Source organism: Sphingomonas sp. M1A8_2b (genome assembly GCF_053345535.1).
Genome location: NZ_JBKFAH010000001.1, coordinates 855,357 through 880,846, shown reverse-complemented (window position 1 = coordinate 880,846; position 25,490 = coordinate 855,357). Strand labels below are relative to the sequence as shown.

The window sequence follows — 25,490 nt, the reverse complement described above, 5'->3', positions numbered from 1 at the left end:
CCGCAAGCGTGCCGTCCGTTACCCTGGATCCTGACTTTCGTCAGGATGACGGGATTGGCAGAAACACCCAGTCCCCCGTCATGCCGGGCCTGTTCCGGCATACACCGTTGCACTGGGTCAAGTCTGTCGAGGTCGCGGAACGGTGGCCCCGGAACAGGTCCGGGGTGACGGCGAAGGATGTCGCTCGATCGAACATTCCTACCCCGGCGAAGGCCGGGGCCCAATTGGCAAGGTCAGCATAACGAAGGACAGCCTGTCGTTACCTGCGTTCCCCAATTGGGCCCCGGCCTTCGCCGGGGTGGCGCGTCCTTTCGACGCCCGTCTTACGGCCGGAAGGCACCGATTCCCGCGATCGCCATTTTCGGCTGAGCGGTCGCGACCGTCGTGAAGCCGAGCATCAGGTACCGCGCCTGCCGAGCCTTCGCGAAGGTGATGCGCTGCGTCGCCCGGGCGTAGGCGATGTTGCCGAACTCGCCCTCGTCCGCCGGCGTCCAGGTCCTGCCGTCTTCGCTCGTCTCGACGCGGTAGCGCCCCGGCGGTCCTGCGTCGGGCAGCGCCTGCCGGGTCGGCGTCAGGCTGAACCCGGCGACCTGCTCCGCCTTGCCCATGTCGATCATCAGCATCACGATGCTCGTCGGGGTCGGCGCGGGCGTCGTCCAGACGGTCGCGAGATCGTCGTCGAGCACCGCCTCCGCCCCGGACAATCCGGGCTTCACCACACCTGCCAGCGACGTCTCGGCCGCGAAATCCGGCTTGCCCGCCTTCATCGCCATAGTGTGCTGGATCGCGCTGACGATCGTCCACCCGGTCTTCGAGATGATCTTGTTGCCCGTCGCCTGCGAGGCCACGATGGCGACCGGCGGAACACTCAGGAACAGCGACAGCTCGGTGATCGCCGGGCACGCCGGCGCCTCGACGATCCGCAGCCGCACGCGCCGCGCGGTCACCGGCTCGGGCAGGCGGATGATCCGCTGCGCACCGATGCACTCGTGCACCGCCACCTCGCGCCATGCGCCCTTGGCATCGGCCACATCGATCGCGAACTTCGTTACGCGGACACCGAGATCGAGCGCCTCGCGAATCCGGATCAGGTCGAACCGGCGCCCCGGCGGCAGGTCGAGCACCAGCGACGGCGTCTTCACCGCATCGGGCGTGCTCCAATAGGTTTCGCGATTGCCGTCGAGCACGTTTGCCGCCGCAAACTGGCGCCCGCGCACCGACGAGGCCGTCGCCACCGCGCCCTTGGCGAGATCGGTCTTGAAGCTCGCGCGCAACGCGTCGCCGAACGACTTCAGCGACGCGAGATCGGGCTCCGCGATCAGCCCGCGGCGATCGGGTGGCAGGTTGAGCATCATGTTGGTGCCGCGCCCGACCGACTCGTCGTGGAACTGCATCAGTCGCTGCGGCGACTTCACCTGGAGATCCTCGTCGGCATGATAGAACCAGCCGGGACGGATCGACGTGTTGGTCTCCGCCGGCCACCAGAGTGGCGCGCCGCGCACGCCCGAATTGCCCTCGGACTGGACATAGGGATGGTTCGGCATCGTCGGCCAGCACGGATCGCCCGCGTGACCGTCCTCGTTCCCCACCCAGCGGATATCCGCGCCGAGCGGATCGAAGGTGCACGCCATCGGCTGCAATTCGTGGACCAGCGCGATGATCGACGGCCAGTTGTAATATTTCGGCGCATCGATCTTCCGCGCCTCGCGTGCGCCGCCATAATAGCCGTCACCGCCGTTCGCGCCGTCGAACCAGACTTCGAACAGCTCGCCGTAATTGGTGCAGAGATCGGTCAGCTGCGCGCGGAAATACTCGACGTACGACGGCTTCCCATAGTCGGCGCGGTTGCGATCCCAGGGCGACAGATACAGTCCGTAGGAGATCCCGCCACGCCGGCACGCATCGCCCAGTTCGCGGACGATATCGCCCTTGCCGCCCTTGTACGGGCTGTTGCGGATGCAATGCTCGGTCAGTTTTGTGGGCCAGAGGCAAAAGCCGTCATGGTGCTTGGCGGTCAGGACGAGCCCGGTCAGCCCCGCGCTTTTCGCCGCCGCGACGATCTGGTCGGGGTCGAACGCAGTCGGGTTGAAGAGCTTGGGATCTTCGTCGCCATAGCCCCATTCCTTGTCGGTCCAGGTGTTCAGCGTGAAGTGGACGAAGCCGTAGCGCTCGCGCTTGTGCCAGGCGAGCTGGCGGACGCTCGGCGTCGCACCCCACGGGGCGGGCGCACCGACCGGGGCCGCCGCACTGGCCCGGCCAGCAGCAGCGGTAGCGAGCGTGCCGGCGATCAACGCGCGGCGGTTCAAGTCTAACGTCATCGCGAAACTCCGGTGGTTGCTGGCGGCCGATCGGCAGGCGCGCGGCCAAAATTGCGGTTGGGCGTGTCGCCCATCTCGAACACGAGCCGCCCGCCGCGAACGATATCGGCATGCGCGATCCAGCTCTTCGTCCAAGGCTTGCCGTTCCACGTCACCGACTGGACATACGGCCGGTCGGGCGCATTGCCGCGCGCCTCGACGACCAGAGTCCTGCCGTTGCCGACGCGCATCTCGGCCCGGTCGAACAGCGGCGAGCCGAGCACATAATTCGCGCTCACCGGATCGACCGGATACAGCCCGAGCGCGCTCAGCACGAACCACGCGCTCATCTGCCCGCAATCGTCGTTGCCGATGATGCCGTCTGGATCGTCCTTGTACATCTCGGTCAGCAGCCGGCGGACCATCGCCTGCGTCTTCCACGCAGCACCACAATACGCGTACATATACGCGACATGATGGCTCGGCTCGTTGCCGTGCGCATACTGGCCGACCAGCCCGGAGATGTCGGGCGGCGCATCCTTCGGCAGGATCGACGGCGCGTTGAACAGCCCGTCGAGCTTGGCCTCGAACTTCGCATCGCCGCCCATTGCCGCGATCAGTCCATAGACGTCGTGCTGGTTCAGGAACGTCGCCTGCCAGCCATTGCTCTCGGTATAATCGCGCCACTTGCTCGAATGGCCGAGCGCGATCGGGTCGTACGGCGTGGTCCATGTCCCGTCCGCGAGCTTCGGCCGCGCGAACCCGATCGACGCATCGAACACGTTGCGCCAATTGCCGCTCCGCTTGCGCAACCGCGCGGCATCCGCACTCGCGCCCGCCGCATCGGCCAGATGCGCAGACGCGTAATCGTCATACGCATATTCGAGCGTGCGCGAGACAGACTCGAACACCGTGTCGGCGGGGATGTAGCCCATCGTGTCGTACGGCTTGATACCGAGGCTGTTGTCGAGGTTCGGCATCGCGAAATCGAACGAGCGGCGCCGCACGTTCGGCCACGCCGCGGCGTAGTTCGCGGGCACGCCCTTCGCGCGCGCCTCGGCCATCACCGACACCGAATGCCAGCCGATCATGCAGCCCGTCTCGACGCCCTGAAGCGGCCAGACCGGCGGGCCGTACGGGCTCTGCTGAGTCTGCCGGATCAGATCGCCGACCAACTCCGCGGTGCGCTCCGGCTCGATCAGCGTGAGCAGCGGATGCAGCGCACGATACGTGTCCCACATCGAATAGGAACTATACGCGCGGTCCTTGCCCGTCACCCTGTGCACCTGCCGGTCGAGCCCGACATAGCGCCCGTCGACATCGGAAAAGAGCGTCGGCGCGAGCTGTGCGTGGTACAGCGCGCTCGCCATGATCGTGCGCTGGGCGGGCGTGCCACCCTCGACGCGGACGGCCTCGAGCGCGGGCGCCCAGCGCTTGGTCGCATCGGCACGGTAGCGGTCGAAATCCCAATGCCGCGCCTCGGCGGCGAGGTTCGCGCGCGCACCCGCGACGTCGATCGCGGAGATACCGGTACGGATCACGATCGGCGCAGCACCCGCGTCGTCATAGTGCAGCACCGCCTTGACGCGCTTCCCCGCGACGCCCTTCGCGCCCGCTGGCTGCAGAGCGTCGCCATCGCCGTAGAACACGATCCGGTCAGGTTTCCGCGAAAGCTGCATCGCGAAGTGGATCCGCCGCCCCTTCGCCCAGCGGAACACGCGCCGGCTGCCGGTGAGCATGCCGGTCTCGTCGACATTGAGCGATGCGTCGTCGATCAGCACGCCCTGATCGGACTTGTCGAGGATCAGGTGCGACAGGTTGACGAGGATATGCCCCGCGCCCGCCGGGAAGACATGCCGCTGGATGCCGGTCCGCTCGGTCGCGGTCAGTTCCGCGCGCACGCCCGATTCGAGCGTTACGCGGTAATAGCCGGGCTCGGCATGCTCGGCGGAAAAGCGCTGGCGATACCCCGCATCGGGATCGGCGAGCGTACCCGGCGTCAGCTGCACCGGCCCCCGGTTCGGCACCACCAGCACGTCGAGCATGTCGCCGATCCCAGTGCCCGAAAGGTGCGTGTGGCTGAACCCCATGATGGACGTATCGGTGCGGTGATACCCCGAGCACGCATCCCAGCGCTCGACATCGGTATCGGGGCTGAGCTGCACCATCCCGAACGGCAACGTCGCACCCGGATAGGTGTGGCCGTGGCCGCCCGTGCCAACGAACAGGTCAGGCGCGGTGGTCGAGCGCGGCGTGGCGGCAAACGTCGCGCGGGCGGTCAGTGCGAGCGCACCGCTCCCGGCTAGGAGCATACGGCGGGAGATGGTCATGCGCGGACTCCGAGAAGGGCGGGATTTTTGGCGGCGACGTCGACGATCAGCTCGCCGAACAGCCCGTTGGCCCAGGCGAACCAGGCGCGGGTGAATTTCGCGCCGTCGTCCTGGTTGAAGGATTCATGCATGAACCCGGTACCGCCATGCGTCGCCTTCAGCGCCGCCAGCGACCGCGCGACGGTCGCGTCGTCGCCGATCTCGAGCGCGTTCAGCGCGTGCATCACGATCGACATCGGCCAGATCTCGCGCAAGCCCGTATGCGGACTCCCGATCCCCTCCGCCGCCTTGCCGGTGAAGAAATACGCGTTGTCCTTGCTCCACGCGCGCGCCGCGGTGCGCCGCCACAGCGGATCGTCGGCCTTCACCGCGCCGAGGTACGCCAGCCCCGACAGGCTAGGCACGTTGGCGTCGTCCATGAAGATCGCGTTGCCGTAACCATCGACCTCGTATGCCCAGACCGGCTGGCCGTCGGGACCCTTGGTCAGCCCGTGCAACCGCAGCGCCGCCTCGACCTCGTCCGCCAGCGCAGACGCATCCGCCGCCAGCGCCGCGTCGGGCCGGGCGCGCGTCGCGAGTTCCGCCAACTGGCGCAGCGCGCGGACCGCGAAGATGTTCGACGGGATCAGGAACGGGAGCACGCACGCATCGTCCGAAGGCCGGAACCCGCAATGGATCAGCCCGACCGGTTGCGACGGCGGACCATAGCCGTCGAGCGGCATGCTCTCCCCGACGATCGGCGACGACCGGCGGAAGCGATACGGCCCCGGCCCGTCCTTGCGCTGCTGCTCGCGGAACGTCCGGATCGACGCACGCGCGCCGTCCGCCCACAGCGCGTCGAACGGCGCGACGTCGCCCGTCGCCTGCCAATAGGCGTGCGCGATCCACATCGGGTAGCAGAGCGAATCGATCTCCCATTTCCGCTCGCCGACGCCCGGCTTCATCACCGTATCGTCGTTGAGCGACCAGCTCAGATTGGTCTTCGCGGACGGGTCGTGCATGAACGCATTGGCATAGGGGTCGATCAGGATGCACCGCGCCTGCCGCGCGATCAGCCCGCGGAACAGGGTGCGCAACGCCGGATCGCGCTTCGCCAGCGGGAGGTACGGATGGACCTGCGCCGAGCTGTCGCGCAGCCACATGCAGTCGATGTCGCCGGTGATCACGAACGCATCGGGCTTGCCGTCCACCGGGCCCATGAACACCGTCGTGTCGAGCGTGTTCGGATAGCAATTCCCGAACATCCAGGCGAGTTCGGGATCGGCGATCTTCGCCGACACGCGCGCGATCTCCGCCTCGACCGCGCGGCTGGTGTAGCGACGATCGCCAAGCTTCGGGCGCTTGCTGACGAACGACGGTGCGGCCGCCCGCAGCGGTCCCGCGAACCCGAGTGCCGCAGCACCGGCAATCAGCGAACGGCGGTCGATCATTTCGGCAAATCCTGCGTTCCCGTCACGGTAAAGACGGTATCGACACCCGGCCCGTCGCCCGGCTGGCCGCCACCGATATGCAGCCGGTATTCGCCCGGTACGACACGGCGCGTTCCCGCCGCATCGACGCTGCTCATGCCGCGAGGATCGATCGTAAAGGCCACGCGTGCCGTCTGCCCCGGCTTCACTGTCTGGCGCCTGAACCCGACGAGCTGGCGTTGGAGGATGGGATCGTTGAAGCGCGGCTTCACAGCCGGCTCGGGCGGCACGAGATACGCCTGCACCACCTCGTCGCCAGCAACCTTGCCGACATTGCGCACCGGCACCTCGACGGTGAAGCTTCCCCCCGCCGTAATTGTGGCGCGCGCGAGCTTGGGCGCGGCATAGGCGAACTGCGTATAGCTTAGCCCGTGCCCGAACCCCCAGAGCGGCGTGCCGGTGAAGTAGCGATAGGTCCGCTCGCGCATGTTGTAATCGATGAACGCCGGCAGATCGCTCGTCTTCGCGTAGAACGTCACCGGCAGTCGCCCGCCCGGATTGCTCCTGCCAACCAGCGTGTCGGCGATCGCCTGCCCGCCAGCCTGCCCCGGATACCAGCCGACCAGGATCGCATCGGCATGCGCCTTCGCCCAGGTCATCGCGACCGCGCTGCCGGTCACCAGCACGACGACCAGCGGCTTGCCGGTCGCCTTGGCCGCTTCGAGCAACCGCACCTGCGCGGCGGGAAGCCCGATATCGGTCCGATCGCCGCCCGAGAACCCGGCCACCTCGATCTGCAACGCCTCGCCCTCGACCGCGGGCGACAGCCCGACGAACGCGACGATCGCATCGGCATCCTTGGCGGCCGCAACCGCCTCCGCGACCTGCGCGTCGGCCGGCGCGGTCCAGGTCAGCCGCAGCCCCTGATCCTCGCCGCTATGCGCAAGCTCGACGCGGATCGCATGGGGGCCCGCCGCCAGCGTCACCGCCGCCTCGACGTTCTTCCCGCTGCCATCGTCGTCAGCGACCGGCTTGCCGTCGATCCACAACCGCGAGGGATCATGCCCCTTGCAGTCGAAACAGCGCGGCACGTCGAGCCGGAACACATACTCGCCCGCGGCGGGCGCGGTGACTGTGCCGGTCCAGCGCACCGAGAACGCGGCCGGATCGATCCCGGGTGCAGGCGCGGTGCGATCCCAGTCGAAGTCGATCAGCCGGTCGGCGCGCACCACCGGCGTCCCGGTGAAATCAGTCGCCCGGAAATACTCGCCACGCAAGGACAGCGCGGTATCGGGTACCGGCACGGGCACGCCCTCGGCGATGCTCGACCCTTGCGCGTACCGCACGCCCCCGAACGATGTGCGCAGCGCCGCCAACGGCGTGATCGGCGCCGCGGCGGTGCCGTGATAGTTCGCCTCCAGCACATCGACGCTGTCCGCATTCGGCCCGATCACCGCGATCTTCGCCGACGGTTTCAGCGGCAGCACGCCGTTGTTCTGGACCAGCACCATCGCCTTCCGCGCCGCCTCCAGCGCCAGCGCACGGTGCGCAGGCGTGTCGAACTCGGTCGGCTTGATCCTGTCCCACGGGCTGGTCGTCCCGAACGCCCCGCCGAGCATCCGCCGCACCGCGAACGTCCGCGTCAGGCTCGCATCGAGCGTCGCCTCGGGCACGAGCCCCCGCCGCACCGCATCGCCGAGCGCCGCGTACGTACGCCCGCAATTGAAATCCATGCCTGCGGCAATCGCCGCCGCCGACCCGCTCGCAGTATCGGGCCGATAATAATGGTAGTTCGAGATATTCCCGACCGCATCGCAGTCGGACACGATCAGCCCCTTGAAGCCCCATTGCTTGCGCACGGTCTCGGTCAGCAACGGCTCCGACGCACACACCGGCACGCCGTGGATCGCGTTGTACGCGCACATCGTCGACAGCGCCTTGCCCTCGGTCAGCGCCATCCGGAACGCAGGCAGGAACGTCGCCTCGCGGTCGTGCGGCGAGATATCGACGTCGAACCCGTCGCGTCCCGCCTCGGGCCCGCTATGCGCGGCGAGATGCTTGGGCGTCGCGATCACCTTCGGATGCGCGAGGTCGGGGCCCTGCAACCCGCCGATGAACGCGACGCCGAGCCGCCCCGTCAGATACGGGTCCTCGCCATACGTCTCCTGCCCACGCCCCCAACGCGGATCGCGGAAGATGTTGATGTTGGGCGACCAGATCGTCAGCCCCTGATAGCGCGTCCGATCGCCCGCTGGCAGCGCGTTCGACTTCGCGCGTGCCTCGGTGGAAACCACGTCGCCGACGCGCCTGAGCAGCGCCTCATCCCATGTTGCGGCCAGCCCGATCGCCTGCGGAAACACCGTCGCCACGCCGTTACGCGCAAGCCCGTGCAGCCCCTCGTTCCAGTAATCATACGCGGGCAAATTCAACCGCGGGATCGCCGGCGCGACGCTCTGCAACTGCGCCGCCTTCTCGTCGAGCGTCATGCTGCGGACCGCCGGATCGACCGTCTGCGCAAGCGCGGACGTGGCGAGCAGGGCGGCGAGCGGGGAAGCGAACAGCGCGGTGCGGATCATGATGTAGCCTTGGTCGGGACGGTCGCGCCGAACAGGCTGCGGACCGAGAGGGCATGTTGGAGCGTCGCGAGCGATGCATCGGAGCGGACCGAGATCGTTACGGTGTCGCCGGCGGCGAGGTCGAAGGCATTGTCGGACAGCGTCGCGTCGCAATCGCCGAAGTCGATCCACACTCCGCGGGCAAGTGATCTGGCCGATACGGTCAGCGTATAGCCGCCAGGGCTTGCGACGATGGTCGCCTTCAACGCGGGATCGGCCAGCGCGACGTCTTTCGCCTTGGCGAAATAGACGAACTGCCGCGCGACGACCGTGCCATCCACGGTCACGTCCGCCACCGCGAAGGTCCGCGACGGATCCGCCTTGCCGAGCAGGTCGGCATCGGCGAACTTGCCCAGCGGCATCGCCGAGAGCGGCGCCGCGTCGACCGTCCCACCGCGTTCCGACAGCTGCGTGCCGTCGCGGTCGATCACCCGCAGCCGCCAGCGCGCGGGGAACGCCTCGCGCTTGTCGGAGATCAGCGTGACGACGGTAGTGCCCTTGATGTGCTGCGCGCCCATCGTGACCGGCGCATAGAAACGCCGGGCGCGGTAATGGCTCGCCTTCCAGCGATTGTGGAAGTCGATGCTGCCCCAGGCCTGCCCCGCCCAGATCGAATTGATCAGTCCCGGCCAGCTGTCGTTGAGCGTCCAGTACAGCGTGCCCATGTTCTGCGGACGCGATGCGCGCTGGTGGATCACCGCCATCTCCAGCCCTTCCGCCTGGAGCAGTTGCGACAGATAGATATAGTCGACGAACGATTTCGGCTCGCCGTAATCGGCGCGGATATAGCCGAGGATGCGGCCATTGCCCTTGCCGCTGTCATACGCGCTGCCGACGATCTGGACCGGCATGTCCTCCGGGCGACGCGCGCCCAGCATCTCGCGCGTGGTGCGCAAGCCGGGCATCGACTGCAGCCCGAATTCGGACATGAAGCGGTTTTCGGTGGTCAGGTACTCCTCGAGCGGCGCGCGTGCCCAGACATCCCAGTAATGCACGTCGCCATCGGTCTTCACTTCGGAGATGCCGTCATAATCGGTGGTCGGCGAACCGCCCCAATAAGGCGTGGTCGGCGACAGCGTGTTGACGACCGCGCGCAGATCCTTGTCGAACAATCGGCGGAGGTGCGCGCCGAACGCCTCCTGCCCGTCCGGCCCGAGCGCGCGCGCGAACGCCTTGCGGTCGCTCCAGTTATCCCACCCGGTCTGGACTTCGTTATTGCCGTTCCAGATCACCAGCGAGGGGTGATCGCGCAGCCGCCGGACCTGGTCGATCGCCTCCAGCCGCGTGCTCTCGCGCAGCGCGGCGTCGTTGGCGGGCAGCGCGTTGCCGAACATGAAATCCTGCCACAGCATCAGCCCCAGCCGGTCGGCCTTGGCGAACACCGCATCGTCGGGATAATAGCCCCCGCCCCAGATCCGCAGCATGTTCATGTTCGCTGCGACCGCCGCCTCCAGCACCGCATCGGTGCGCGCCGCGGGGACGCGCGACGCGATGCTGTCGGCAGGCTCGAGATTCGCGCCCTTGGCGAAGATCGGCACGCCGTTGATCACGAACGCCATGCCGCGCCCCCAGCGATCCGGCTCGCGGCGCAGTTCGACGGTACGCAGGCCGATATCGTGCGTCGCGGTGCCGAGCACACGCCCCGCTTCGGTGACGGTCGCGGTGACCGCGTACAGATCGGGCTTGCCGTATCCGACCGGCCACCAGCGTCGCGGACGTTCGATCCGGACCGGCAGCACGACCGGGTTCAGCCCCGCAAACAAAGTCACGCGACGGTCGAGATGCTGCGTGCTGCCATCGGGGCCGGCGATATCCACGCGCACATCGACCGTGCGCGGTGTCGCAGCGTCGATCTCCACGGCCGCATCGAGCACCGCGACGCTGTCGTCGAGATGCACCTGCGCGACATGGAAGTCGCTCAGGCGCAGACCGTCATATGCCTCGATCCGGACCGGCTTGCCGACGCCGATCGTGACGATCCGCGGCGCGAAGTCCCAGCCATAATGATAGGCCGCCTTGCGCACGTAATTGGCGGTCTGGCGCCCCTTGGGCTCGTCGCCGAACGCGCTGTCATAGGCCCCCGGCAACGGCACCTTCTCGGCCAGCGCGCGCGGCAGGAGCTTGCGGATCGGCGATTCGAAATCGATCTCGATGACGTTGCGACCCGGCTTCAGCAGCGCCTTGGCCGCGACCCGCCAGTTGCGGAACATGTTGTCGGCGCGGAGCACGGCCGTCCCGTTGACGCGGACGGTCGCGAACGTGTCGAGCCCGTCGAACGCGAGATCGACATTCGCGCGCGCCAGCGTCGCCGCATCCAGCGTGAAGACGGTGCGATACTGCCAGTCGGACAGCCCGACCCATTGCGCGGCACGCTCGCCCTCGCCGACCCACGGATCGGCGAGCAGGTGCGCGGCGAGCAGGTCGGTCTGCACCGATCCCGGCACGCGCGCGGGCAGCCAGCGCGTCGCCGCCTTGTGCGCGGCCGCGTTGGCATCGCCCGGTGCGAGGCGAACCTCCCATCCGGTGTCCAGCGTGCGCGTGATCGGCGCCGCCGCAGGCTCGGCCGCGGGCCCCGCCGCGGGTTCCGCCAGCGCCGGGGCCGCGATCGCCAGGCCGATCACGACCAGCAGGATTCGACCGACGCGGATCACTTGGGAACGACTTGCCCGGCCAGTGTCCGGATCGTCAGCGCGCGTTTCAGCGCCGCCTCGGAACCCTTCGATGCTACAGTCACCGTAACACTCTCCCCCGGCAGTATATCGAACGCATTGTCCGATGGCGTCGCCTCGACCTTGCCGAAGTCGAGCCACACCGCGCGCGCCAGCCTGGTCGCGGACAGCGTCAGCCGATCGCCCGCCCACGTCGCGGCCAGTCCTGGATCAGGCAGCGTCATCGTCTTGGGGGCTGCCGACACCAGCACGCGCGACGTCACGCGGCCATCGACGAGCAACTCCGCCACCGCGATCGTGCGCGCCGGATCGCCGCCCGCGAACAGCGTCGCATCGGGCAACGTCGCGACCGGCGTGGCGGACAACGGCGCCAACGTCGCCGGCGTCTCGGTCGTCGCAAGAACCTTGCCGTCGACGTCGAGCGTCCGCATCCGCCACACCGCCTCGGTTGGCACCGTCGCGTCGGAAATCAGGCTGACCTTGGTGGCGCCATCCTTGCGCTCGGCGGCGATCGCCAGCGGCGCGTAGAAATGCCGCGCGCGGAATTGCAGCGCCTTCCAGCGACCGTAATAATCGATGCTGGCCCATGACGCGCCCGGCCAGACGTCGTTGATCTGCCAGAACAGCGATCCCATCGTCACCGGCCGGCACGCGCGGTGATGCAGCGCGGCGAGTTCGATCCCCTCGGCCTGCATCACCTGGCTCAGATACACGAACTCGGCGAAGTCGCGCGGCTCGCGGTATTTCTCGCGGATGTAGAACAGCAGCCGGTCGTTGCCCTCGCCTTTCAGGAACTTCTGGTGCGCCTTCATCACTGGCGAGGTCGGCGAGAAGTCGGCGTCGGTCTCAAACGTCCGGATCGTCTTCATCTCGGGCATCGACTGCAGGCCGTATTCGGACATGAACCGCGGGCAGCTGTCGAGATACGCCTCGACCGGCTTCTTGCCGCCCCACACGTCCCAGTAATGCCGGTCGCCATCGCCATCGATGTCGGGCTTGTCCTCGTAATTGTTGCTCGGCGAACCCGGCCAATAAACCGCATCGGGATCGCGGCGTTCGGCGGCATCGCGCAGCACGCGGTCGAAGATCACTGCCATGCCGACGCCGATCCGCTCCTGCTCGTCCGCGCCGACCGCCTTCTTGAAGGCGATCCGGTCGGACCAGTTCGCCCAGCCGCTGAGCACTTCGTTGTTGCCCGACCACAGCACGATCGAGGGATGCGCCTGGAGCCGGTCGACCTGTTCCTCCGCCTCGATGCGGACGGTCTCGCGGAAGTCGCGATCGGGGGGCGTGACGGCGCCGCCAAACATGAAGTCCTGCCACACCATCAAGCCCATCTGGTCGGCAAGGTCGTAGAACGCGTCGTCGAGATAATAGCCGCCGCCCCACACGCGGATCATGTTCATGTTGGCGTCGCGCGCGCCGGCCATGACGGTCCGGATCTGGCTCTCGGGCACGCGCGCGGGAAACATGTCGAACGGGATCAGGTTCGCGCCCTTGGCGAACACCGGGATGCCGTTGACGACGAACGCGAATCCCCGCCCCTGCGCGTCCTTGTCGCGACGCAGTTCGACGGTGCGCAGGCCAGTGCGGCGCTGCGCGGTGTCGATCGTCGCGGTACCGTCGGTCAGAGTAGCCTTGACGGTGTAGAGCGGTTGCGCACCGTAGCCCGCGGGGAACCAGCGTTGCGGATTGGCAACGCTCACCGGCACCGCGACATGGCTCGCGCCCGCCGCGACGGTGACGGTCCGCGCCGCCTGCGTCACGCGACCATCGGGACCGGTGACCGCGACCTGCACAGTAACCGGCCGCTCCTCGCCAGCCACCACGTCGAGTTCGGCGGACAACCGCGCTTCGGACTTGGTCAGCCCTTCCTGCGTTACGCGAAACGCCTCGATCCGCGCGTCGTCCCACGCCTCGATCCGCGCCGGACGCCAGATCCCCTGCGTGACGATCCGGGGACCCCAGTCCCAGCCATACTGGTATTTCGGCTTGCGGATATAGGGCGAGGTCTGCTTGCCCATCGGCTCGTCGCCGTAGATCGAATCATATTCGCCGGGCAGCGGATTCTTCGCCTTCAGCACCATCGGCTGCAACGTGCGGATCGGCGATCGGAACGTGACGAGCAGCTCGTTCGCGCCAGGCTTGAGCACCGCCTTGACCGGCACGCGCCAGCGCCGGTGCGCATTGTCCGCGGCGAGCAGCCGGGTCCCGTTCAGCCGCACCTCGGCGAAGGTGTCGAGCCCGTCGAACACCAAGTCGATATGATCGCGCGCGAGCAGTTCGGGCGTCGCACGCACGACGCTGTGATATTGCCAGTCGGTCAGACCCACCCACTGGATCTTCGCCTCGTTCAGGCCCTTGTACGGATCGGGGACGATCTTCGCGGCCATCAGGTCGGTCTGCGCGCTGCCCGGCACGGTCGCGCGAAGCCAGCGTGCGGCCTTGGGGTGCGCCTTCGCCACAGCGGCATCGGCCGGATCGATCCGCATCGACCAGCCCTTGTCGAGCACGACGCTCGTTCGCGGTGCCGCCCAGGCGGGCGTCGCAACGATCGCGGCGAGCAGCAGAACAGCTGTGCGCCGCATCACTTCTTCTCCGACAGCTGCATCGATTCGACCGCGTAGAACGGCGACTCCATCGACGCCGTGAACAACAGGCAGATATCCGCATCGCCCTTCCCCTCGGGCAATGTGCCGCGGAAGCTCATGCGGTTCGGGCTCGTCGCCGGGTTCGGCAGCGGGAAGGTCGCCGCGATCGTGCCCGTGCACCCGCCGGTGCGGACCACGAGCTCGCCATACGTCGTCACCGCATAATGCCGCCGCAGCGCCTTCTCGTCATGCGCGAGCCCGTAATGCCGCGGCAACCGCGCGACATCGACGGTGAAGCTCCGCGCCACATCCAGCGGGGCGGCGGGATACATCGTGCACGTGTCGAAGATGTTGACGTTGAATACCGGCGTATTCCCCGTCGCCTCCGACGTCAGCGGCACGCGCAGCCCGATCGCGCCATCGGGGCACGCGACCAGCTCCGAACTCGACCGGCGCAGCAGCGCGACCCGGCTCGTCTCGAACAGACGCGGTTCCGCGGTCGGGCGACCGTCGCTGGTGAAGGCGGCGGCACGGATGGTGACGCCGGGCTTCACCGACAACGGCGTGGCATAGGCCTTCGATCGCGCGGTCGGCGCCTTGCCGTCGAGCGTGTAGCGGATCGTGCCGTAGCCCGTCTGCGTCGCCAACGTCACCGGGACCTTGCCGCGACGCAACGCATCGCCGCGCGTGCCCTGGATCGCGAAGTCGACCGCGAACGCGCTGTCCGCCGCGGCGATACCAGCGCGGGCATAGCGGCCCATCTGCGGCTCGAGCCGCGCCACGAAGTCGTCGAAATTACGCGCGGACTTCGGCGACCAGGTCCGCTCGGCGAGCGCCGACAGCCGCGGGAAGGTCGCGTGCTGAAGCTGCTCGGGCGTCACCAGATATTCACTGAACGCGTTGATCTGCGCGCCCAGCACATGCTTGGCCTTGTCGGGCGCCAGTCCCGCCGGCTCGGGTTCGTACGCATAAAGTCGCGCGAGCGGCACGATCGCATCGCCGTTCGCGATGCGGCCCGGCGGCTCGTCGCTGCGATTGCTCTGCAGGCTGTCGAGATACAGGATCGGCGCGGGGCTCAGCACGACGTCATGCCCCTGGTTCGCCGCATCGACAGCCCCCTTCTCGCCGCGCCACGACATCACCGACGCCGATGGCGGCAGCCCACCCTCGAGGATCTCGTCCCAGCCGATCAGGCGGCGGCCGTGCTTGGCGAGATACTCGCCGAGCTGGTCGATCATCCAGCTCTGCATCTGCATCTCGGTCTTCAGCCCGAGCGCCTTCATCTTGGCCTGCACCGCGGGCGAACGCTCCCACTGGTCCTTGACCGCCTCGTCGCCGCCGAGATGGATGAACTGCGACGGGAACACCTCCATCAGCTCGTCGAGCACGTGCTTGATGAAGGTCATGCTGCGATCCTCGGGGCTGAACAGCCACGGGTTCACGCCCCAGTCGTGACCGACCGCGGGCCGATCGCCGAGCACGCCGACTTCAGCCGGATACGACGCCACCGCCGCCTGCGCATGGCCGGGCAAGTCGATCTCCGGCATGATCGTGATCGCGCGCTCCTGCGCATACGCGACCAGCGCCTTCAGCTCGGCCTGCGTGTAGAACCCGCCGACCTTCTCGCCCGGCGCACCGCCCGCAGACGGCGGCGTCCGCCACGCGCCGATCCGGGTCAGGTCAGGATAGCGCTTGATCTCGACGCGCCAGCCCTGATCGTCGGTCAGGTGGAGATGCAGCACGTTCATCTTCTGTGCGGCGAGCTGATCGACCATGGCGTACAACGTCGCTATCGGCACGAAATGCCGCGCCGGATCGATCATCAGCCCGCGCCATTTGAAGCGCGGCGCATCGCGGATCGTCATCGCCGCGAGCGTCACGGGCTTGCCGACCGCCGCATCGGGGCTGAGCAACTGCGCCAAGGTCATCGCGCCGTGGACGAGGCCTGCATCGCCGCTCGCCGCGATCGTCACGCCCTTCGCATCGACGGTCAGCGTGTAGGCCTCGTCACCCGCCACGCTCGCGTCGCGCACGAAGCGGATCGGGCCGTTGCCGGCGTCGCTCGCGAGCGAGAGCCCGCGCACGACCTTGACCTGTTGCGCGAGCAGCTTGGCTGCGGTCTTCGCGCCCGCGTCGCCAGCGACGATCCCTGCCCCCTCGCCGATCGTCAGCGTGCCCGCGTGAGGCTCGATCGACGCGGGCATCGGGATCAGCTTCGGCCCTTCGGCCACCGCCGCGGTCGAGGACATCAGCAGCGCGAGCACCAGAGGGCGGAAACGGATCATTTAGGGTCCTTCGGCAATTGCGCTGGATCGGGTGGATAGACGGCGGAGCCGGCCTTGAACGGTTCGTAGTCGCGGACGACGCCGCCTGCGCGCGCACCCTCCGCGGTGAGGATATCGACGGTCACCGTGACGGGCGTAAGACGACCGGTCCAGGCCGCGGACACGGTCGCGGTGCCGCCCGGCGCGATGACCGGAAGCGCCTGTTCGCCCTCGCCGAGCACGACGCGATCGCCGCCGATCGCGCGCCAGTGCAGCCGCGCGCCGACCAGCGGATAGGAGGGCAATGCAGCCTTGGCCGCGCCCATGACGGTGGCGATGAAGCCGGTCGGCGTCTCGCCCGCCATCGTCAGATCGACCTTCGCGGAAACGTCGCGGTTGGCGGCTTCCCACGCGAAATAGCTCGGTCGGCGCTGGCGATCTGCATCGACGAGACCGTGATCGACATAGCCATCGGCCATGCCGGCGAAGAGGTTCTTGTTCGAGCGATAGTCCGCATAGCTCCAGAAGATCGCGCCACCGACCCAGGGCCGCGTCGCGAACGCCGCGAGCTGGTCCTTCAGGTTTTCGGTACGCGCGACGTCCGCGCTCGCGGAATCGTGCGAGAACGGCCCCGGCCAGCCGAATTCGGAGATCACCAACATCCGGTCGGGATACGCCTTGTCGAACGCGTCGAGCCACGGCCCGACTTTATCCGCGCCCCCGCTCCAGGTTCCGAAATAGGCATTGGCCATGACGAAGTCCGCCTCGACCAGGGCGGGTACGCGTACGGCACGCTCCGCGATCTTCGAATCCGCGAACGTCACGAACCGGCCCGGATCGATTGCGTTGATATGCGCCTTCATCGCCTTCACGAACGCGAGCCCCTGCGGCGTCGCGGCCTCGCTCTCGTTCATCACGCTCCACGCGAGCACGCTCGGATGGTTGCCGCTTTCGGCGATCATCTCGGCCATCATCGCCTTGGCACGCACCAGCAGCCGGGGATCGCCCAGTTGCGCCGCGGTCATCTGCCAGATCGGGATTTCAGGCACGAGCAGCATCCCCGCGCGGTCGGCGGCGTCGAATACGCTCTTCGGCTGCGGGTAATGCACCGGCCGCGTCAGCGTGACGTGCAATGCGTTCAGATCGCGCATGTCGTGGAGGATCGTGCCGCGCGTTTCGGCGGCGCCTTCCCACGGCGAATCCTCATGCCGCGTCACCCCGGTCAGCCGCACCGCGACACCGTTGACGTAGAGTTTCCGGTCGCGGAGCGCGAGCGTGCGCAGACCGACGGTGTCCTCGCGCCGGTCGAGCACCACGCCTTGCTCGTCGCGCAGTTCGGCGACGATCCGGTACAGCTTGCCTGCGCCGATCTGCCACAGTTGCGGCTTGGTGATCGTCAGCGCAGCGTCGGGCGTCGCGGCGGACGACGCGGCCACCGACACGCTCTTTTCGCTACGCGCGACCTCGCGACCATCGGGATCGATCGCGACGGACGTCAGGGAATATGTGTGTGGCTGGGCATCGACATTCTCGATCGCGACGCCACTCGTGACGGTCGCGCTGTCGGGCTTCAGGACCTGGCGGATACGCTGGCGGCGGATCAGCCCGCCCTCGGCGATCCGCAGCGACACGTCGCGCGTGATCCCGCCGCTATGCCACCAGTCGTACCAGACGTTCTCCGACGCCTGGAGGCGCATCGCATAGCCCGGAATCGTCGCGAACCCCGGTCGATCGTCGGCAGCAACGACGATTCGGTTCGCGCCGGGTTTCAACACCTTCGAGACGTCGAGATCGAACGCGGTATGCCCGCCCTCATGGGTGCCGACGAGCGTCCCGTTCACCCAAACGCGCGCCGCGTAGAACACCGCGTCGAAATGCAGTTCGAGATGCTTGCCGACAATCGCCTCTGGCACCACCAAGGTCCGCGCGTACCAGCCGACGCCTTCGGAATTGGCACCGCGCGACAGCGGCCAGCTATGCGGGACGCTGACGCTTTCGACCTTTGCGGGATCGGACTTCAGCCACGTCGGATCGGCCGGCGCGTCCTTCGCCAGCCAGAACGTCCACCCCGCATCCAGATCGATCCGCTCGGCCGCGGCCGGCGTCGCCAGACCCATCGGAACGAGAAACGCGGACAGGACACCGAGATGCCTCATCCGCTTGCGCACTGCCTTGATCCATTCCGATGTCATGCGGCGATATCGTGCCCCCTTTGGACGGGGGTGGCGCACCGCGAGGGCGCGCCACCCGGTAATGCTACATCCTGAACGAGAGCGATGCCGAGAAGGTACGGCCGTTCTTGTAGAACGCGGTCGGACGATCCGGCGTAGCGTTATACTGGAGATACGTCTCGTCGAGCAGGTTCTGCGCGTTGACCGACAGCGTTACCGCCGGAGTCACGTTGAACCCGGCCGAGAAGTCGAGCTGGTTGTACGGCGCCACCATCTCGCGCGAGCCGAGACGACCGATCGTCCGGAAATATGCGGTCCGGTAGTTGTAGCTCAGTCGTGCCTGGAACGGCCCGCTCTCGAAATACGGGATCACGTTGACCGTATGCTTCGACAGGTACGGCAGGTTGAGCGCCGCACCGCTGACATCGACCGACGAGGTGCTGCTGTCCTGGTACGAATAGTTCGCCTGGAGCCCGAACCCGCCCCAGATCTCGGTCTGGCCCGATACCAGCACGCCGTTGACCTTGGCCTTGGCGCCGTTGACCGGCTGGCTGACATTGTAGGTCGTGATCCGGTTCTGCAGCGCGTTGAAGTAATCGACGTTCTGGCGGAAGCTGATGATGTAGTTCTTGATGTCGCGACGGAACAGCTCGACCGCCAGCAGCGTGCCCGAGCGCGGGTACCATTCCGCGGTCAGTTCGTAGTTGGTCGATTCATACGGTTTCAGGTTCGGGTTGCCGCCACCGCCGTCGAGCGTGACGTCGTTGAGCGTGGTCGCCGCGGCCAGATCCTGGTAGCGCGGCCGCGAGATCACCTTGGCCACCGCGCCACGGACGATCACCGTCGGCGACACCGAATAGGCGATGTTGAGGCTTGGCAGGAACTTCAGGTAATCGGTCGAGGTCCGCGTCGGCACCGGCTGCGGGTTGACCTGCGCGCTCGGCGTGGTCGCGTAGTTCGAGATGTCGCGGGTATAGACCATCCGGCCACCGATGTTGCCGCGGAACCCGCCCTGGTCGAAATTGGCCTGCGCATAGGAGGCGACGACCGTCTCCTGCACCTTGGTCGACGCGCCGACCTTGGTCACCAGCGGCGTGTTGATCGCCCCCGACAGGATATCGATCACCGACTGCTGCGGCAGGTTCAGATACGACGTCGCGTTGCCGAGGCCGCCGCTGCCGTCGAACGTGCCGTCGGGCGTGACGAGCGCGGGCACACCGAGCTGCGCGATCGTCTGCGACGACTGGAGGTACGTGTTGATGCCGCGCGCATCGATCCGGTTGACGTGGTCGGTCACGCGGCTGCCGAGCAGGATCTCCTTGAACGGACCGAAGTCGACGGGAATCGTCGCGTCGTAGCCGCCGAAGATGTCGCGGTCGGTAGTGACGCTGAAGTCCTGCCCGCCGATCTGCGCCGCGTTCAGCTGAGTCCCGTTGACGATCACCGGGCGCCCTTCGATCTGCGCCGGGTTGTTGTTCGGGTTGGTGAAATAGTTCGCCGGGTTGGTCTGGTCGCCGACGAAGTTCACCGTCGAGGTCGTGTTGGTGAACGCATAGCTGTACGGCAGCTTGGTCTGCACGTTGAACAGATATTCGGGGTTACGCCCGCCGACCGCCTTGCTCCAGCCGCCCGCGAACGACACCTTGGCGCCGCCGTCGCCTTCGTAATCGGCGAAGAAGTTGATGTTGTCGGTCTTCAGCTTGGTTTTCCGCACGAGCGTGTCGAGCTGCGCGGCCTGGTTCTTGGCCGCGCCGAACGAGGCCGCGTTGACCACGCCGTTGCTGATGTTCGCCGACTGCAGCACGTCGCCGGTCCACGCGCCGGGGATCGTGTACATCGACTGGCTGTAGTTGTTGTAGTTGCCGTTGATGTGCAGCGCGTTGAGCGTGAAGGTCAGCTCCGACGTCGGGCGATACTGCATCGTGCCCGACACGCTCTTGCGCTCGCGGGTCTGCTGGAAATAGGCGTAGTTGATGCCGAACGGCGACGCCGCCTTGTAGAGATCGGCGATCGTCCCGCCGGTGATCGTCGCGCCGGGGCTCTTGAGGCTCAGCGTGCCGTCGGCGGCGCGGTTGACGAACGGGCTGTTGTAGGTGCCGTCCGCGTTCGGCGCGACGTTGTCGTAGCCGAAGAACTCGACGCCAGCGCGCGTCAGGCTCTGCTTGTCGTAGGTGGCCGCGACCAGGAAGCCGAACGTCTCGTCCTTGTTCTTCCAGCTGTACAGCCCCGAGCCGCGGAAATTGCCCTTATCGGACCGGTCATTGTACGTGTAGCCGCCCGAGCCGAAGACCGCATTGGCCTTCAGGTCGAGCGGGCGACGCGTGCGCACGATGACGGTACCGCCGAGGCTGCCCTCTTCGATGCGCGGCTCGGGCGACTTGTAGACCTCGAGCCGATCGACGAGCTCGGGTGCGAGCAGCGAATAGTTGAAGGTGCGGCTCGACGGATCGTTGTCGTTGCCGCCCCAATCGGCCGACGCGAGCGCGTGGCCATCGAGCAGCATGCGGTTGAGCGCCGGGTCGGTACCGAGGATCGCGACCTTCTCGCCCTCGCCGAAGCGACGGTCGATGCTGACGCCGGGAATGTGCGAGAGCGATTCCGCGACGTTGCGATCGGGGAACTTGCCGATGTCCTCGGCCGAGATCACGTCGACGACCGCGTTGGCGTTGCGCTTGACCGCGATCGCGCTGCGCAGGCTGCCGCGGATGCCGGTGACGACGATATCGTCGCCGGACGCGGCGGGTGCCGCGGCTTGGGTGGCGGGCGTTGTGACTGGAGCGGCGGCCGTCGTCGACGGGGCGGGATCGGTCTGCGCGAACGCCGCCGGAACCACCGCGACACATACCATCGCGCTCGACGCCAACAAAATCTGCTTACGGAAATTCATTGTCGAAACCCCTTCCCAATCGACGCCGCAGCGCCTTCCCCCGACGCCCTCGGCGCCGTTTCGATCACCCGCCACCTGGTACTGTTTTGGTTACTATTTACGTGGCTTGGTCGGCAGAATGTATAACCAATTCAATTTGAGAATCCATCGGAAATTACAGTTTGGTTACCCGGCACGATTGCCTGATTTGCGATCGTATAATATCCTGCGGTTTCAATGACCTAGCCGAATCGGACCCACTTCTACGGCGGGCGCGCGGAGCGCTGCGGCCAAGTTATTGTAATACCACTTCTTACAAGAAACTGTCGCTTCGGGATTGAACGCAGCGATTCGATCGGCCAAACGTAATATAATTACGATGGCCGGGAGAGCTTCCATGACGCTGGAGATCTGCGTCGACGATATCGCCGGGTTGGATGCCGCTGTCGCCGGTGGAGCCGACCGCGTCGAACTCTGCGCCGCGCTCGCGTTGGGCGGACTGACGCCGCCACCCTCGCTGATTACCGCGGCCGCAAACGCGCCAATCCCGGTCCATTTGCTGGCCAGGCCCCGCGAGGGCGGGTTCCACTATAGCGCGCGCGAGGTCGCGATGATCGCCGACGATATTACCGCGGCAGCCGAAGCCGGGCTTGCCGGAGTCGTGATCGGTGCGAGCCTCGCGAACCACGCACTCGACACCAAGACGCTGGGATCGCTCGTTTCCCACGCAAGATCGGCGGGCGAAGCGCGCGGTCGCCCGGTGTCGCTGACGCTGCACCGCGCGATCGATCTGTGCCCCGACATGCCGGCGGCGCTCGAGGATGCGATCGCGCTCGGGTTCGACCGGGTCCTGACGTCGGGCGGCGAACCGAAGGCCATCGACGGCCTAGACAGGCTGGCCACCTTGCACCGCAGCGCCGCGGGACGGATCGTCATCCTTGCAGGCAGCGGCATCGATGCCGACAACGTCGCCGCGTTCCTGGCGCTCGGCATCGTCGAAATCCACGCCTCGTGCGGTTCCCCCGTGCCAGTGACGGAAGCCATTCCGGGGGCCGATGCAACCGACCGCGAACGCCTGTTCGGTTTCACGACCACGCGGCAACGCCGCACCGACGTGACGCGCGTTCGCGCTCTCAAGACGGTATTGAGCGGCAGGATGCGTCAACACGCTTGAACAATACCAATACATAACGTATCCCAGATCGGTTGCCGGGCCGCATCTATCGGGGGCCCGCTCCGGCATCAGCGAAAGTCGCCTTCATGTCCTTTTCCACAAGCATCGGCCGATTCCGGGAAGGCAACCCCGCCCCGCTCTATGTCCAGCTTCAGCAGCTGATCCGCGACGCGATCAACCGCAACGTGCTGGCCAAGGACGACGCGATTCCCGCCGAGCGCGATCTCGCGGTGGAATATGACGTGTCGCGCATCACGGTGCGCAAGGCGATCGGCGGACTGGTCGAGGAAGGCCTGCTCACGCGACGTCGCGGCGCCGGGACGTTCGTCGCGACGCGCGTCGAGAAGAGCTTCTCGAAACTCTCGTCGTTTTCGGAGGACATGATCTCGCGCGGCCGCACGCCGAGCAGCGCCTGGGTCAGCCGGACGATGGGCATGGTCACGCCCGAGGAATCGCTGTCGCTGGGGCTCTCGCCGGGCTCCGCGGTCTACCGGTTCCAGCGCATCCGCTACGCCGACGACGTGCCGATGGCGCTCGAATACACCACCATCGCCGGCTATTGCCTGCCGTCGATCGATTCGGTCGAAGATTCGCTCTACGAGGCGCTCGAAGCCGCCGGCAATCGCCAGGTTCGCGCCTTGCAGCGCCTGCGTGCGGTCCATTTCAGCGCCGAACATGCCAAGATGCTCGGCGTCGATGCCGGCCATGCGGGCCTGTTCATCGAACGCCGCGGGTTCCTCCGCGACGGCCGGGCGGCCGAATTTACCCAATCCTATTACCGTGGCGACGCGTACGACCTCGTCGCCGAACTGAACGACATCTGACGTCGGCGCACGCGCGTCGGCCGGGGGGCAAGAAGTGAACGATACTATCCAGGACCGCGCGTCCACGCTGAAAAACAAAACGCCGCATGACGAAACCCAGACGCTGATGTTCAGCGAGGCCGCCGAGGCCGCGGACGCGGTCGCACGGCTGCTGTCCGCCAATCGCGATGCGCTCGCCGCGCTTGGCGAACGGCTGCGGGCCGCACCGCCGGCGGTCGTCGTGACCTGCGCGCGCGGCTCGTCCGATCACGCCGCCACCTACGGCAAATATCTGATCGAGACGCTGCTCGGCGTGCCGGTCGCGTCCGCCGCGCCGTCGGTATCGTCGGTCTATGCCGCGCCGATGGCGCCCGGCACCGCGCTGGTCGTCGCGGTATCGCAGAGCGGCCGCAGCCCCGATCTGCTGGCGACCGTCACCGCCTATCAGAATGCCGGCGCCTATGTCGTCGCGTTCGTCAACGACGAGGCGTCGCCGCTGGCCGAGATGGCCGACACGCTGATCGCGCTGAAGGCAGGACCGGAGAAATCGGTCGCCGCGACCAAATCCTATATCTGCGCGCTGGCGGCGTTCGCGGCGCTGACCGCGGCGTGGTCGCAGAACGAGGCGCTGGCGAACGCCGTCGACACGCTGCCCGACCTCCTGACGCTCGCATTCGGCGCGGACTGGTCGCCGATCGTCGATGCGCTCGCCAACGCCAACAACCTGTTCGTGATCGGCCGCGGCTATGGCTACGGGATCGCACAGGAAGCCGCGCTGAAGCTGAAGGAAACCTGCGCGCTCCATGCCGAGGCGTTCAGCGCCGCGGAGGTCCGCCACGGGCCGATGGCGATCGTCAACAAGGGCTTCCCGGTGATCGCCTTCGCGACCTCCGACGCGGCCGGTGACGGCGTGCGCGAGGCGGCGGCGGAGTTTCGCGCACGGGGTGCGGTCGTGTGCCTGGCGGATGCGAAGGCGGATGCCGCCGGGACGCCGGTCGCGTTCACCGCGCACCCGGCGATCGAGCCGATCCTGATGATCCAGAGCTTCTACCGGATGGCCAACGCGCTGTCGCTCCGGCGCGGGCTCGATCCCGATGCGCCGCTCCACCTCAGCAAGGTGACGAAGACAGTATGAGCGCGCAGGACAGGACCGAGTCCCAGTTGCACGTCGCCAACGGCATCGTCGTAACCCGCGATGGCCTGATGAACGGCGCGACGATTCGGATCGTCGGTGACCGGATCGCGTTGATCACCCCGCTCGAACGGATCCCGTCCGAAGCGATCGATCTGGACGGCGGCTGGCTGCTGCCCGGTTTCATCGACACGCAGGTCAACGGCGGCGGCGGCGTCCTGCTCAACGACCAGCCGACCGTCGATGGCATCGCCGCGATCGGCGCTGCGCATATGCCCTACGGCACGACCGCCTTCATGCCGACGCTGATAAGCGACACGCCCGCGGTGATCGCCACGACGCTCGACGCGATGGACGCCGCGATTCTGGCGGGGGTGCCAGGCGTAGTCGGCGCGCATATCGAAGGACCGTGGATCAACCCGTCGCGCAAGGGCATCCACGATCCCGCCAAGTTCCGGCTGCTCGACGACGACATGATCGAGCTGTTGATCCGGCCTCGCAAGGGCCGCGTGATGGTGACGCTGGCGCCCGAATTGACCGATGCAGCGTCGATCGCGCGACTGGTCGCGGGCGGCGTGATCGTCAGTGCCGGGCATACCGACGCGGATTACGAGACGATCATCGAGGCGGTCGGCGCAGGCCTGACCGGAATCACGCATCTGTTCAACGCGATGTCGCCGCTGCTGCACCGCGCGCCCGGCGTGGTCGGTGCCGCGCTCGACGACCGCCACGTCTATTGCGGGCTGATCGCCGACGGCTTGCACGTCCATGACGCCGCGCTGCGCCTCGCGCTCAACGCGCGTCCGCACGACCGGCTGATGCTGGTCAGCGACGCGATGCCGTCGGTCGGCGCGATCGACAAGGATTTCCGCCTGCAAGGCCGCCTGATCCATGTCGAGGACGGCAAGTGCTTCGGCGAGGACGGGACGCTCGCCGGTTCCGACCTCGACATGGCCGGCGCGGTCCGCAACTTCGTCGCGCGCACGCAGGCCGACGTGCCTGCCGCGGCGGCGATGGCGGCGACCAACCCCGCGGCGTTCCTAGGCTTGTCGCACGAACGCGGCGCGCTCGCCCCCGGCCTGCGCGCCGACTGGGTCGCGCTCACCGCCGACCTGAGGCCAGCAGGCACCTGGATCGGTGGCCTCAAGATCGCAGACGGAATTTAGTCC

Annotated in this window: 13 protein-coding genes; 4 read left to right on the top strand and 9 right to left on the bottom strand. The window is 67.3% G+C overall.

Features of this window, described 5'->3' with window-relative positions; translation table 11 throughout:
- Positions 1–323: 323 nt before the first annotated feature.
- From ACLBWL_RS04095 to ACLBWL_RS04055, 9 genes are all read right to left on the bottom strand, one after another.
- Positions 324–2,318 carry an alpha-L-fucosidase gene (locus ACLBWL_RS04095; RefSeq protein WP_447790463.1) on the bottom strand — a complete coding sequence of 665 codons (1,995 nt, stop codon included), beginning with the start codon at positions 2,316–2,318 and terminating at the stop codon, positions 324–326.
- On the bottom strand, positions 2,315–4,627 hold the full coding sequence (locus ACLBWL_RS04090; protein ID WP_447790461.1) for a GH92 family glycosyl hydrolase: 2,313 nt from the start codon (positions 4,625–4,627) through the stop codon (positions 2,315–2,317). Before ACLBWL_RS04090 ends, ACLBWL_RS04095 begins: the two co-directional genes overlap by 4 nt.
- Positions 4,624–6,057, bottom strand: a complete 1,434-nt coding sequence (locus tag ACLBWL_RS04085; protein ID WP_447790459.1) for a glycoside hydrolase family 125 protein — start codon at positions 6,055–6,057, stop codon at positions 4,624–4,626. Before ACLBWL_RS04085 ends, ACLBWL_RS04090 begins: the two co-directional genes overlap by 4 nt.
- Entirely contained in the window at positions 6,054–8,612 is a 2,559-nt protein-coding gene (locus tag ACLBWL_RS04080) for a glycoside hydrolase family 3 C-terminal domain-containing protein (RefSeq protein WP_447790457.1), read from the bottom strand. Before ACLBWL_RS04080 ends, ACLBWL_RS04085 begins: the two co-directional genes overlap by 4 nt.
- Positions 8,609–11,302: a beta-mannosidase gene (locus tag ACLBWL_RS04075; protein WP_447790455.1), complete on the bottom strand. Its 2,694-nt coding sequence runs from the start codon at positions 11,300–11,302 to the stop codon at positions 8,609–8,611. Before ACLBWL_RS04075 ends, ACLBWL_RS04080 begins: the two co-directional genes overlap by 4 nt.
- On the bottom strand, positions 11,299–13,908 hold the full coding sequence (locus ACLBWL_RS04070) for a beta-mannosidase (protein ID WP_447790453.1): 2,610 nt from the start codon (positions 13,906–13,908) through the stop codon (positions 11,299–11,301). Before ACLBWL_RS04070 ends, ACLBWL_RS04075 begins: the two co-directional genes overlap by 4 nt.
- Entirely contained in the window at positions 13,908–16,196 is a 2,289-nt protein-coding gene (locus ACLBWL_RS04065) for a beta-N-acetylhexosaminidase (RefSeq protein WP_447790451.1), read from the bottom strand. The genes ACLBWL_RS04070 and ACLBWL_RS04065 overlap by 1 nt, the downstream gene beginning before the upstream one ends.
- The gene (locus ACLBWL_RS04060; protein ID WP_447790449.1) at positions 16,193–18,367 is read right to left on the bottom strand and encodes a glycoside hydrolase family 2 protein; all 2,175 of its coding nucleotides are present in this window, start codon (positions 18,365–18,367) and stop codon (positions 16,193–16,195) included. Before ACLBWL_RS04060 ends, ACLBWL_RS04065 begins: the two co-directional genes overlap by 4 nt.
- A gap of 64 nt (positions 18,368–18,431) precedes the next feature.
- On the bottom strand, positions 18,432–21,233 hold the full coding sequence (locus ACLBWL_RS04055; protein ID WP_447790447.1) for a TonB-dependent receptor: 2,802 nt from the start codon (positions 21,231–21,233) through the stop codon (positions 18,432–18,434).
- A gap of 376 nt (positions 21,234–21,609) precedes the next feature.
- Between ACLBWL_RS04055 and ACLBWL_RS04050 the strand changes: the two genes are divergently transcribed.
- The 4 genes from ACLBWL_RS04050 (at position 21,610) to nagA (ending at position 25,487) form a co-directional block, all read left to right on the top strand.
- Positions 21,610–22,386 (top strand): copper homeostasis protein CutC, encoded by a 777-nt coding sequence (locus ACLBWL_RS04050; RefSeq protein WP_447790445.1) that lies wholly within the window; start codon positions 21,610–21,612, stop codon positions 22,384–22,386.
- Between the two features lie 86 nt (positions 22,387–22,472).
- Entirely contained in the window at positions 22,473–23,210 is a 738-nt protein-coding gene (locus ACLBWL_RS04045; RefSeq protein ID WP_447790443.1) for a GntR family transcriptional regulator, read from the top strand.
- Positions 23,211–23,316: 106 nt separating this feature from the next.
- Positions 23,317–24,324, top strand: coding sequence for an SIS domain-containing protein (locus tag ACLBWL_RS04040; protein ID WP_447791993.1), 1,008 nt, complete (start codon positions 23,317–23,319; stop codon positions 24,322–24,324).
- Positions 24,321–25,487: an N-acetylglucosamine-6-phosphate deacetylase gene (gene nagA, locus ACLBWL_RS04035; RefSeq protein ID WP_447790441.1), complete on the top strand. Its 1,167-nt coding sequence runs from the start codon at positions 24,321–24,323 to the stop codon at positions 25,485–25,487. Before ACLBWL_RS04040 ends, nagA begins: the two co-directional genes overlap by 4 nt.
- Positions 25,488–25,490 lie beyond the last annotated feature (3 nt).